At 45.2% G+C, this 12,383-nt stretch carries 9 protein-coding genes; 8 read left to right on the top strand and 1 reads right to left on the bottom strand.

What is annotated here, in order from left to right:
* The first annotated feature begins 5 nt into the window (after positions 1-5).
* The 6 genes from HPL003_RS23370 (at position 6) to HPL003_RS23345 (ending at position 5,700) form a co-directional block, all read left to right on the top strand.
* Positions 6-773, top strand: coding sequence for a sugar phosphate isomerase/epimerase family protein (locus tag HPL003_RS23370; RefSeq protein WP_014282262.1), 768 nt, complete (start codon positions 6-8; stop codon positions 771-773).
* Positions 766-1,848, top strand: coding sequence for a Gfo/Idh/MocA family protein (locus HPL003_RS23365; protein WP_014282261.1), 1,083 nt, complete (start codon positions 766-768; stop codon positions 1,846-1,848). Before HPL003_RS23370 ends, HPL003_RS23365 begins: the two co-directional genes overlap by 8 nt.
* 77 nt (positions 1,849-1,925) lie before the next feature.
* On the top strand, positions 1,926-2,894 hold the full coding sequence (locus tag HPL003_RS23360; protein ID WP_014282260.1) for a sugar phosphate isomerase/epimerase family protein: 969 nt from the start codon (positions 1,926-1,928) through the stop codon (positions 2,892-2,894).
* 20 nt (positions 2,895-2,914) lie between these two features.
* The gene (locus HPL003_RS23355) at positions 2,915-3,646 is read left to right on the top strand and encodes a ThuA domain-containing protein (protein ID WP_014282259.1); all 732 of its coding nucleotides are present in this window, start codon (positions 2,915-2,917) and stop codon (positions 3,644-3,646) included.
* A gap of 266 nt (positions 3,647-3,912) precedes the next feature.
* The gene (locus HPL003_RS23350; protein ID WP_014282258.1) at positions 3,913-4,236 is read left to right on the top strand and encodes a winged helix-turn-helix transcriptional regulator; all 324 of its coding nucleotides are present in this window, start codon (positions 3,913-3,915) and stop codon (positions 4,234-4,236) included.
* Between the two features lie 696 nt (positions 4,237-4,932).
* Positions 4,933-5,700: a DODA-type extradiol aromatic ring-opening family dioxygenase gene (locus HPL003_RS23345; protein WP_014282256.1), complete on the top strand. Its 768-nt coding sequence runs from the start codon at positions 4,933-4,935 to the stop codon at positions 5,698-5,700.
* A 463-nt stretch (positions 5,701-6,163) separates the two neighbouring features.
* Here the strand turns inward: HPL003_RS23345 and HPL003_RS23340 are convergent, their stop codons facing one another.
* Positions 6,164-6,880: a Crp/Fnr family transcriptional regulator gene (locus tag HPL003_RS23340; RefSeq protein ID WP_014282255.1), complete on the bottom strand. Its 717-nt coding sequence runs from the start codon at positions 6,878-6,880 to the stop codon at positions 6,164-6,166.
* 259 nt (positions 6,881-7,139) lie between these two features.
* Here HPL003_RS23340 and adhE point away from each other — a divergent pair, with 259 nt between their 5' ends.
* Both adhE and pflB read left to right on the top strand, forming a co-directional pair.
* On the top strand, positions 7,140-9,752 hold the full coding sequence (adhE, locus tag HPL003_RS23335; RefSeq protein ID WP_014282254.1) for a bifunctional acetaldehyde-CoA/alcohol dehydrogenase: 2,613 nt from the start codon (positions 7,140-7,142) through the stop codon (positions 9,750-9,752).
* A 327-nt stretch (positions 9,753-10,079) separates the two neighbouring features.
* Positions 10,080-12,341, top strand: coding sequence for a formate C-acetyltransferase (pflB, locus tag HPL003_RS23330; RefSeq protein ID WP_014282253.1), 2,262 nt, complete (start codon positions 10,080-10,082; stop codon positions 12,339-12,341).
* Positions 12,342-12,383 lie beyond the last annotated feature (42 nt).

Raw genomic sequence — 12,383 nt, 5'->3', positions numbered from 1 at the left:
GGACAATGGCTAAAGTAGGATTGCAATTGTACACAGTAAGGGAAGAGCTTGAACGGGATTTTGAAGGTACGTTGCGCAAGGTAGCTGAGCTGGGCTATAAAGGGGTTGAATTTCATGCCTTTTTCGGACGTAGTGCCAAGGATGTCAGAGCGCTTTTGGATGAACTGGGCATGGAAGTTATTGGAACTCATATTCAATATACCCGCTTGCTGGACCATTTGGATGAGGAGATCGCTTACCACAAAGAATTGGGCAACAAGTACCTGATCGTTCCTTATTTAACCGAGGAACAGCGCCAGTGGGATGAGATTTTTGCCAATCTGCATCGTATTGGTGAAAAAGTGAAAGAACAGGGTCTGATTTTGGCTTATCATAATCATGATTTTGAATTGACGGAGAAAATCAGTGATCGTCCGGTATTTGATGCTCTATACGATGCAGTTCCCGCTGATTTGTTGCAGGTCGAAATGGATACTTGTTGGGTATACTATGGAGGCTATGATCCTGTGGAATACATCGGACGTTATCGCGGACGCCTGCCTATCATTCATTTAAAGGATATGGCACGTGACGAGCAGCATAAAGCAGTTACCGTAGAGCTTGGCCAAGGAGAAGTACAGCTCCAGGCCGTTACAGACGCCGCTATTCAGGCAGGCGTGGATTGGATCGTCGTGGAACAGGATTTCAGCTCGAATCCTCCAATCGAAAGCATTGAAACCAGCTTTAAGTGGCTCCAACAATACGCAGCTCAGGGAGGAAATATTCATGTCTAAAACACTCAAAGTCGGAATTATTGGTTGTGGGGGCATTGCAACTGGCAAGCATTTGCCGAGTCTTGCCAAGCAAAAGCGTGCAGAGATCGTCGCTTTCTGTGACATCATTCCGGAACGCGCGGAGGAGGCAGCAGCAAAGTTTGGTGCTGAAGGCTCCCAGGTTTATAGTGATTACCGTAAGCTGCTTGAAAATAAGGACATTGAAGTCGTACATGTATGTACACCCAACGACTCGCACTCGGAAATTACGGTCGCTGCGCTTGAGGCAGGTAAGCATGTTCTGTGCGAAAAGCCGATGGCCAAAACTGCGGAGCAGGCGCGGGAAATGCTCGCTGCAGCCAAGCGTACAGGTAAAAAGCTGTCCATTGCGTATCAAAATCGTTATCGCGATGATAGTTTGTATCTGAAACAATTGGTCGAGCAGGGAGAGCTTGGCGAGATTTACCTGGGCAAAGCCATCGCTCTGCGTCGACGCGCGGTTCCGACATGGGGAGTATTCTTGGATGAAGAGAAGCAGGGCGGCGGTCCACTTATTGATATTGGGACGCATGCGCTCGACCTGACTCTCTGGCTAATGGATAATTACAAGCCTAAAAGCGTGCTGGGCTCAACCTTCCATAAACTCGGAGATCGTAAAAACGCGGCGAATGCCTTTGGACCATGGAACCCTGAGGAATTTAAGGTGGAGGATTCTGCCTTTGGTTTCATTACCATGCAAAATGGAGCCACTATTGTATTGGAATCCAGTTGGGCATTGAACGTTGTAGAATTTGGCGAAGCCAAGACCTTGTTATGTGGGACTGAGGGCGGAGCCGATATGCAGGACGGTCTACGAATTAACGGGGAGAAGAACAGCCGCTTGTTTGATACAAAAATTGATCTGGATGCGGGCGGTGTAGCTTTTTACTCTGGAGAAACGGAAAACGAAGCGGATCGCGAAGCTCGTCTGTGGATCGAATCCATTCTGGACGAGAAAGAGCCGCTTGTGAAGCCAGAACAGGCGCTGGTAGTTACTGAAATTTTAGAAGCTATCTATGAATCGGCGCGTACAGGAAAAGCCGTCTATTTTGATTAAGCCCGCAAGTATCCTGAATAGGCCATCATTATAAGATAAGCCGCTTCTTTCACATATAATACAGGGAGGGATTACGTTTGAAACTTGGAGTATTTATGGTATTGTTCGGCGGACGTTCACTGGAAGAGGCTTTGGACTATGTAGCATCCCAAGGACTGGATGCAGTAGAAATCGGCACAGGCGGTAACCCGGGCGATAAGCACTGCAAGCCGGATGAACTGCTGGATAACGAAACAGCGCTCAAAAACTTCAAAAAAGCAGTAGAGTCCCGTGGACTGACCATTAGCGCACTCAGTTGTCACGGCAACCCGCTCCATCCGCAAAAGCATTTGGCACAGGCCGATCACGAGGCGTTTCTTAAAACGGTTCGTTTGGCAGAAAAGCTGGAAGTTCCCGTTGTGAACACCTTTTCCGGCTGTCCGGGTGATCATGAGGATGCGAAGTATCCGAACTGGCCTGTGGCGCCGTGGCCGAATGATTTTCAGGAAGTGCTAAAATGGCAATGGGAAAATAAAATTATCCCTTACTGGACCGAAGCCGGAAAATTTGCAGCAGATCATCACGTCAAAATCGGGCTGGAGCTGCATGGAGGCTTTTCCGTTCATACGCCAGCGACCTTGCTTCGTCTGCGTGAAGCGGTCGGGGAGGTCATTGGTGCCAATCTGGATCCGAGCCATATGTGGTGGCAGGGCATTGATCCGGTGCAGGCGGTTCAAATTCTGGGCCGAGCAGGAGCCATCCACCATTTTCATGCCAAGGATACGACGATTGACCCGATTAATGTGAATAAATACGGTTTAACCGATATGCAGGATTACTCGAATATGCTGGATCGCGCTTGGCAGTTCCGTACTGTCGGATACGGACATGATATCAAAACATGGGCGGATATTATTAGTGCTCTTCGCTTGGTGGGTTACGATTATGTAGTGAGTATTGAGCACGAGGATGGTCTGATGTCCGTCGAGGAAGGCTTTACTAAAGCCGTTCACAATCTTCGCCAGGTCCTCATTGAAGAACCTCTGAGCGAGATGTGGTGGGTCTAACCTAATAGGGGGAAGTATTGATGATTAACGTCACCATTTGGAATGAATTTTTGAACGAGAAGCTGAATGACGAAGCAAAACAGGTATATCCTGATGGAATACACAAGGCATTGGCTGATGGCCTCTCAGGCGAAGGGTTTGCAATTCGAACGGCTACGTTGCGTGATGATGCTGAACATGGATTGGGGGAAGAAATCCTGAATTCCACAGATGTGCTGCTGTGGTGGGGGCATAAAGCACATGACCAGGTGAGTGATGAAGTTACAGCCCGTGTAGTAAAGCGGGTACAGGAAGGCATGGGCTTGATCGTGCTGCACTCGGGACATTTTTCCAAGCCGTTCAAAGCCCTAATGGGCACAAGCTGTGATCTCAAATGGAGAGTGGCAGGAGAACAGGAAATTATTTGGTCCGTAAATCCATCCCACCCCATTGCGAATGGCATTGACGCCAAAATTTTGTTAGAGCGCGAAGAGATGTACGGTGAGTTTTTTGATATTCCAGCGCCGGATGAATTGGTCTTTGTCAGCAACTTTGAAGGTGGAGAGGTGTTCAGAACCGGTTGTACCTTCCGTCGTGGCAGTGGTAAAATATTTTATTTCCGCCCGGGTCATGAAACGTATCCGACCTATTACCAGCCCGATATTCTGAAGGTCATTGCCAATAGTATACGCTGGGCTTATCCGACAGGTATTGTTAAACCAATATATGGTAAAAACGAGCCTGTTAGACCTCTCGGTGGTGTGTTGGTATAATTTCCATTTATTCATTCCAATAAGTATGATATTGAATAGACTGGCAGGCGGAAATCTCTTGAGATTCCGTCTGTTTTTTATTTAACGTATTTGCCATATACCTCTTATGCAGGTTTGTTGTATAATCAGCTTTGGTCATGGCACTTTATCGGATCAGGTATTAATTAAGAAGAAAGTGTTTTCTTTCGGGATAAAGTATGCTAAAATGATATATACTAACAAAAGGAAAGCTTTATCAAACCGAAATGCTAAAGAAGGTGAAAAATATGGAGGGTCAACCGCAACTTACAAAAATGTGTCCGCGTTTTGAAAGTGCCTTTTCATGTCTGGGTAAGCGTTGGAACGGACTCATTATTCAATCCATGATGACCGGTCCCAAGCGTTTTAAGGATATTTCCAATCTGATTCCCACAATGAGCGATAAAATGCTGTCTGAGCGGATGAAGGATCTGGAGAATGAAGGAATTCTTACACGTCATGTATACCCGGAAACTCCTGTCCGCATTGAATATGAGCTGACAACCAAAGGCCGTGCACTTCAGCCGGTAATGGAACAGATTCAATATTGGGCCGAGGAATGGATTAGATGAGTATCAAGCCGAATAAACGTTTTTCATAGCAAAACAGCCTTTTCCTAGGAAAAAGGCTGTTTTTTTATTTTGTAATACTTAATAGCTTTTGGCGCGGCCTGCGATTGAAAACAATCCTGTCGCAGTATGACGGGGTACGCGAGTTTGAATATCGAGCGCTGCCGTACGGAACGTACCGAGGCAGGAATGGCAAAGTCTTCCTGCATAAATCGGGGAATGGCAAGACTCGCAAGGATAATCAAGCTGGCTATAGGTTGAGGGAAACTTGCCTGCTCTCACCCAGTCTGTGAGCAAATCCATAGGTGTATCGGTTACTTCACTAAGCTGGCGAGTATGAGTAGTGGGGTGTTTCCACAAATAGTTAGAACAGCGGTCATAAAATAAATTTTCTTCTTGAATACAAGTATTGCACAGGTTTCTAAGATTTTGGCGGAAAACGGAACCACACTTTGGGCAATTAGCAGTATGTATCTCCATAGAAACCAGTCCTTTATATCGAGTTATAGTGAATATTTAAATTTATTAGTTATATATTACTATGACTTTATACCTATATCAATCTTTATTTAAGGAAGAGACGTTTTTTAAGTGTATGCTAAAATCTGCATTGACATGACATTGTTACTTATGTATCATTACTTACATAAAGTTACTTATTGATAAAAAATAATTGATAAATGATAAGGGGATTTTCACATGATGCCATCTTTGTTTTTAGCCCACGGATCACCTATGCTTGCTATTGAACAGACAGAATATACTGCTTTTCTGGAGCAGCTTGGAAAGAGTATTCGCCCGAAGGCTATTGTTATCTTTACCGCCCATTGGGAGACGCAGACATTGACAATTAGTTCGATAGACGACGTTTACGATACAATTTATGATTTTGGCGGTTTCCCGCCGGAGCTGTATGCGGTGAAATATCCAGCGCATGGTTCGGCGGAGCTGGCGGCCAAGTTGAAAGAATTATATGAGCAAAAGGGTATTGACGCACAAACGGACCAAGTGCGAGGGCTGGATCATGGGTCCTGGACACTTTTGCATCGTATGTATCCTGAGGCGGACATTCCGGTAGTCCAGATTTCCGTGAATCCGTTTCTATCGCCTAAAGCACAATATACTATCGGTGAAGTGCTGCGCGGGTTGGGTGAGCAGGATATTTTGGTCATTGGCAGTGGTGTAACTGTTCATAATCTGCGCATCGTCAAATGGGGAGAAACGAAAACAGAGCGTTGGGCTCTTGATTTTGATGACTGGATTATTGAAAATGTACAGAGTGGAGATGTGGAGGCTTTGGATCGCTATGACAGCGAAGCCCCATATGCTCGTCAAGCGGTACCGAGAGCTGAACATTTTGTACCGTTGTTTATTGCCATGGGGAGTGGAGATCCGGCGAATAAGGCCAAGGTCATCCATAGGAGCTATGAAATGGGGAATTTAAGTTATCTGTGCTTCCAGTTCTAAAAGTGTGGAGAAGGATGTTGGCGGGGTGTTAGGCGCTTCCCGATTCATTTGATCTTACGATCGCTGTTGCAGCGGGATTCTTTTGGGTTGTATAAGATATTTAGAGGTGAGAATCCCGCTGCAAAGGCGAACGCTCCGCTTCTTCAGATTCAAATGAATCGCTCCGCTACTACCCGCCTTTATAAGAAGGGGGAGTGGAATTAATTAAGGGAGAGTTATAAGCCATTATTAGCTTATAACTCTCCCCTTTACATTCAAAACAATATAATCTGAACTAAAAAATGTACATAGAAAACGGAGTAGGCGGAATGGTGCTGTACAAGCGGAGCGGTCGCTTTTGTCCCCGGATTTCTACTTTGATCATAGGCTTAATTCCAGAAATCCGGGGGCGGTGGCAATGGGAAGCACCATCTGACTGCGCAGTGGCGCAATAGGTAACTTTTAAGTTTAGCTTATATATTTATTAGATCCGGCAAATCTCACGCGGGCACAGTTCACAATGACATACACCTTGTAGCATCTCCAAATCCTTGACGACGATCATACCATTATCATATTCGACTGCATTTTTTTTACGCAAATCACTCAGCATCCGGTTTACACTTTCGCGGGTGGCACCGATCATATTAGAGAGGTCAGTATGAGTGATTTTTTTATGAATAAGGATATGTTCCCCATGAGGCTCTCCATAGGTGTTACACAGGCGGATTAACGTGGAGCACAGAGCACCGGGCTTGCCGTACATCATCAGATCGCGAAATTTGGTCTGAGTAATACGGTGGTGGGACCCCATCCATTTCATAAAGTCAATGGCAAAATCACAGTGCTGGCAAATAAGCAGCTCCAAATCCGTATGATCGACAACACCGATATCACTGTCCTCCAGAACTTCGGCAGAAAAGGAGTGCTTGGTACCGAAAAATGGATCAGCTTGACCAATCAGATCGCCGCTTTGGTACATATATAGTATAAGTTCCTTACCTTCATCCGTTGTTTTCGTTACTTTCACGCGTCCGCGTTTGATATAAAACAGCTTATCCGCTGTATCTCCTTCCCAGAACAGATGTGAGCTTTCTGGCATGACCCGATCTTTCATCATCACTTGCAGCCGGTTGAAGCTGGCCTCCGAGAAGCAACAGGTGTTGCCGCGGGCTTCCATTACGTTTGCAGGGTTTCTCATCGTCCATTTCCCCTTTGTTTCCTTTGTTTTTTTATCTGCAACTTGATCAATTCAAATTCATTATATACCTGTGCTATGCGTTTTTGGGGCAAGAAGAGGGGGGAAAAGTGGCAGAATTCCAAACTTTGTGATTTAATTCACTCCATAAAATAAAATTTTAAATAGATTGTGAAAAAAATCACAATATATCTTGAAAAGCTGTGTTACGATCAATGCGTGAACAAGAGATAGTACATGAGATAACAGGAGGATGAGGGAAATGGCTGTTAAAAACGAGGTTATCCAAAAAGAGCAAAGCGCTGAGCAGTATATTCAAACACTGATTGACCGGGGGAACCGGGCACAGCAGGCTTTCATGAGCATGAATCAGGAGCAGATTGACGAAATCGTACAAGCTATGGCACTCGCAGGGATGGATAAGCACATGCATCTGGCGAAGCTGGCTGTTGAAGAAACAGGACGCGGTGTGTACGAGGACAAAATCACCAAAAACATGTTTGCAACAGAATATGTCTATCATAGTATCAAAAATGAAAAAACCGTCGGTGTCATTGAAGATAATGACTTTGACAGTTTTCAAAAAATAGCAGAACCCGTCGGCATCATTATGGGGATCACTCCAGTGACTAATCCGACTTCAACTACAATGTTCAAAGCGTTGATTGCTATTAAAACACGTAACCCAATCATTTTCGGTTTCCATCCATCCGCTCAATCGTGTAGTGCGGAAGCAGCTCGCGTCTTGCTTGAAGCAGCCGTCAAACATGGTGCTCCGGCCGATTGTATTCAATGGATTGAAGCTCCATCGATGGATAAGACAAATTCACTTATGAATCACCCTGATGTGGCATTGATTCTGGCAACTGGTGGATCAGGTATGGTTAAGGCGGCATATAGCTGCGGTAAACCTGCTCTGGGTGTAGGCCCAGGTAACGTGCCTTGCTTTATTGAAAAAACAGCAGACATCAAGCAGGCCGTGAATGACCTCATCCTCTCCAAATCTTTTGATAACGGTATGATCTGTGCTTCCGAGCAAGCGGTTATTATCGAAGAGCCAATCTTCGAACAAGTGAAAAAATTGATGATCGCTAACGGTTGCTACTTTGTAAATAAAGAAGAAGCAGCTAAGCTCACTCAAGGAGCTATGAATGTCGAGAAATGTGCAGTGAACCCAGCTATTGTCGGACAGTCTGCTGTAAAAATTGCTGAAATGAGCGGTATCACCGTACCAGCAGGAACTAAAATTTTGGTTGCTGAGATTGAAGGAGTAGGAACAAAATTCCCATTGTCTGCGGAAAAATTGAGTCCTGTATTGGCTTGCTATAAAGTGAAAAATGCTGAACAAGGTATTCAACGCGCTGCTGAAGTCGTGGAATTCGGGGGCATGGGCCACTCGTCCGCTATTCATTCGAACGATGAGGACGTTATCGCTCGGTTCGCAAACCGTTTGCAAACAGGCCGTATCATTGTAAATTCGCCTTCCACACATGGTGCGATCGGTGACATTTACAACACCAACCTTCCATCGCTGACACTCGGTTGTGGTTCGTACGGACGTAACTCGACTTCGTCGAACGTATCGGCAGTCAACTTGATTAATGTGAAAAGGGTGGCGAAACGTACGGTGAATATGCAATGGTTCAAAGTACCTTCCAAAATTTATTTTGAAAAAAATTCGACTCAGTATCTTGCTAAAATGCCTGATATCACACGCGTAGCCATTATTACAGACCCTATGATGGTGAAACTCGGATATGTGGATCGTGTCATCCATTATTTACACCAGCGTCAAACACCAGTAGCTATCGAAGTGTTCTCGGAAGTAGAGCCAGACCCATCGACAGTTACGGTAGAACGTGGTACTGAAATGATGAGACGTTTCCAACCGGATTGCATTATTGCCTTGGGTGGCGGTTCGCCAATGGATGCAGCTAAAGGCATGTGGATGTTCTATGAATACCCAGATACTGACTTCAACAACTTGAAACAAAAATTCATGGATATCCGCAAACGGATCTACAAGTACCCGCGTCTTGGTCAGAAAGCACAATTTGTGGCCATTCCTACAACCTCGGGTACAGGTTCGGAAGTTACGTCGTTCGCAGTTATTACAGATAAAAATCAGGGCAACACGAAGTATCCGCTGGCTGACTATGAGCTGACTCCTGATGTGGCAATTATTGACCCTGAGTTTGTATACTCGCTGCCTAAAACAGCTGTAGCGGATACAGGTATGGACGTACTGACACATGCCATCGAGGCCTACGTGTCCGTAATGGCTAGTGACTACACAGACGGTCTGGCAATTAAAGCCATTCAACTGGTATTCCAATACCTGGAGCAATCAGCTCTGAGTGGCGACAAACTGGCTCGTGAAAAAATGCATAATGCTTCCACACTGGCAGGGATGGCGTTTGCCAATGCATTCCTGGGTATTAACCACAGTCTTGCGCACAAATGGGGCGGACAATACCATACAGCGCATGGTCGCACGAATGCCATTCTGTTACCACACGTCATTCGTTATAATGCGAAAAAACCGACGAAATTCGCTTCGTTCCCTAAATATTCGCACTTTGTTGCGGATGAGCGTTATGCAGAAATTGCACGCATACTGGGGCTGCCTGCCCGTACCACGGAAGAAGGGGTTAACAGCCTGATCGAAGCAATCCGCAAGCTGAACAAAACACTCGGTATCGAGGAATCGTTCCAGCAAATCGGCTTCGATGCAAAGGACTTTGAATCGCGTGTAGATTATCTGGCTGACCGCGCTTTTGAGGATCAATGTACAACTGCGAATCCAAAATTGCCGCTGGTTACTGAATTGGCTGATGTATACCGCAACGCCTTCTACGGACGTTTTGACCAATAATATATAGGTACGAAGAGGCTTGTAACAAAGCATTTTCTAGTTCAATACTAATGCAGGCTCTCTATAATAGAGGGCCTGTTGGTTTGGGAAGGGAGGTGAGCGGCAAGGATAAAGATATAGGCGTAAAGCTAGGGAAAATAAAGTGACAAAAATCACTTGTATTGTGATTTTTGTCACATACTGCACTCTGTCATTATTCTACAATAAGGGTGTAAGAAAGGTCCCGACACTGAGCGTAAGGCATCGGTGAAAAGGCCGGGCTTAAGAGATTTATTTATAGTGAAAAAAATCACAAGTCCGGAAGACCAAACAATTGGAGGGATTTACATGTCGGTGATTGAGAGAGAATTACAAGAGCAACAATCTGGCTGGAGAGGTTTTAAAAAAGGTAAATGGACTAAAGAAGTAAACGTCAACGATTTTATTGAAACCAATATCTTACCTTATGTCGGCAACGAAGAATTTCTAGTTGGCCCTACCGCCAACACAACTGCACTGTGGGATATTGTATCCGATCTTACCAAAAAAGAGTTGGCAAACGGCGGCGTGCTTGATGTAGACGTGAATACGCCATCCACCATTATTTCACATAAGCCGGGCTATCTGGACCGGGATAAAGAACAAGTTGTCGGTGTACAAACAGACGCTCCATTCAAACGCTCCTTGCAGCCGTTTGGTGGAATCCGGATGATGATCGACGCTTGCAAAGCCTATGGCTTTGAAGTACCGCAAAGCATTGTTGATATCTTCACTCATATTCGCAAAACGCATAATCAGGGTGTATTCGACGCTTATACCGATGATATGAGAGCAGCTCGTAAAGCGGGTATTATCACTGGTTTGCCAGATGCATATGGTCGTGGCCGTATTATCGGTGACTACCGTCGTGTAGCACTGTATGGTGCAGATTTCCTGATTAAAGACAAAAAGGCTCAACTGAAAAGCCTTGAAGTGGATTCGATGGAGGAAGATGTAATCCGTTTGCGTGAAGAAATTTCCGAGCAAATTCGCGCTTTGAACGAGTTGAAACAAATGGCTGCTGAGCATGGTTTTGACATCTCAAAACCTGCTAACACCGCTAAAGAAGCTTTCCAATGGGTATATTTTGGCTATCTGGCAGCGATCAAAGAACAAAATGGTGCAGCAATGTCCTTGGGACGTGTATCTTCCTTCCTTGATATTTATACTCAACGTGATCTGGAAGAAGGCGCAATGACAGAAGAACAAGCACAAGAATTGGTTGACCATTTTGTTATGAAACTGCGTATTGTTAAATTCCTGCGCACACCTGATTATAACGAACTGTTCAGCGGAGACCCAACATGGGTAACTGAATCCATTGGTGGTATGTCCATTACTGGAGAAACTCGGGTTACTAAAAACAGCTTCCGTTTCTTGCACACCCTGTACAATCTGGGTCCTGCACCGGAACCAAACCTGACTGTACTGTGGTCCGAAAAACTGCCTGAAGGCTTCAAAAAATATTGTGCCAAAGTTTCTATTGAAACTAGCTCCATTCAGTATGAAAATGATGATCTGATGCGTCCGATTTATGGCGATGATTATGGTATTGCTTGTTGCGTATCGGCTATGAAAATCGGTAAACAAATGCAATTCTTTGGTGCCCGTGCCAACCTGGCTAAAGCTCTGCTGTATGCCATTAACGGCGGTGTGGATGAAAAATCAGGTGCTCAAGTAGGTCCTGAATATCCTGCAATTACAGGTGAAGTGCTGGATTACGAGGAAGTGCTGAGCCGCTTCAAGCCAATGATGGAATGGTTGGCAAAGCTGTATATGAACACTTTGAACGTTATTCACTACATGCATGACAAATACAGCTACGAACGGATTGAAATGGCGCTGCATGACCGTGATATTGTTCGTACGATGGCTTGTGGTATTGCGGGTCTGTCCGTTGCCGCCGATTCCCTGAGCGCCATTAAACATGCGAAGGTGAAACCGATCCGTAACGAAAAAGGCATCGCCATTGACTTTGAAATTGAAGGCGAATACCCTTGCTACGGTAATAACGATGATCGTGTAGATAACATCGCAGTAGAACTGGTAGAGTCCTTCATGGGCATGATCCGCAAGCATAAAGCTTACCGGAATGCGATTCCTACTCAATCTGTTCTGACCATTACTTCCAACGTGGTGTACGGTAAGAAAACAGGTACAACACCAGATGGACGTAAAGCAGGCGAACCATTTGCACCAGGTGCGAACCCAATGCACGGACGCGACAAAAAAGGTGCTTTGGCTTCCCTCGGCTCCGTAGCTAAATTGCCTTACGAGCACAGTCTGGATGGTATTTCGAATACCTTCTCCATCGTGCCTAAAGCACTGGGTAAAGAAGAAGAAACACGCAAAACGAATCTCGTTTCCATGATGGATGGCTACTTCGGAAGCCATGCGCATCATCTGAACGTCAACGTGTTTGCTCGTGAACAATTGCTGGATGCGATGGATCACCCAGAAAACTATCCACAGCTAACGATTCGCGTATCAGGTTATGCTGTTAACTTTATCAAGCTGACTCGTGAACAACAGATGGATGTCATTAACCGTACTTTCCACGGTACAATGTAACTAAGCTTTACGTATCATATATTACAACGACGCACGCATAGC

Source organism: Paenibacillus terrae HPL-003 (genome assembly GCF_000235585.1).
In the GTDB taxonomy this organism is placed as follows: Bacteria; Bacillota; Bacilli; order Paenibacillales; family Paenibacillaceae; genus Paenibacillus; species Paenibacillus terrae_B.
The sequence above is the reverse complement of the archived record's forward strand: the minus strand, read 5'-3'. Positions and strand labels throughout refer to the sequence as shown.

Excerpts from the sequence above, each read along its gene's own strand:
- HPL003_RS23365 (WP_014282261.1), top strand. The coding sequence starts at position 766 with ATGTCTAAAACACTCAAAGTCGGAATTATTGGTTGTGGGGGCATTGCA.
- HPL003_RS23350 (WP_014282258.1), top strand. The coding sequence starts at position 3,913 with ATGGAGGGTCAACCGCAACTTACAAAAATGTGTCCGCGTTTTGAAAGT.
- HPL003_RS23370 (WP_014282262.1), top strand. The coding sequence starts at position 6 with ATGGCTAAAGTAGGATTGCAATTGTACACAGTAAGGGAAGAGCTTGAA.
- adhE (WP_014282254.1), top strand. The coding sequence starts at position 7,140 with ATGGCTGTTAAAAACGAGGTTATCCAAAAAGAGCAAAGCGCTGAGCAG.
- pflB (WP_014282253.1), top strand. The coding sequence starts at position 10,080 with ATGTCGGTGATTGAGAGAGAATTACAAGAGCAACAATCTGGCTGGAGA.
- HPL003_RS23355 (WP_014282259.1), top strand. The coding sequence starts at position 2,915 with ATGATTAACGTCACCATTTGGAATGAATTTTTGAACGAGAAGCTGAAT.
- HPL003_RS23340 (WP_014282255.1), bottom strand. The coding sequence starts at position 6,880 with ATGAGAAACCCTGCAAACGTAATGGAAGCCCGCGGCAACACCTGTTGC.
- HPL003_RS23345 (WP_014282256.1), top strand. The coding sequence starts at position 4,933 with ATGATGCCATCTTTGTTTTTAGCCCACGGATCACCTATGCTTGCTATT.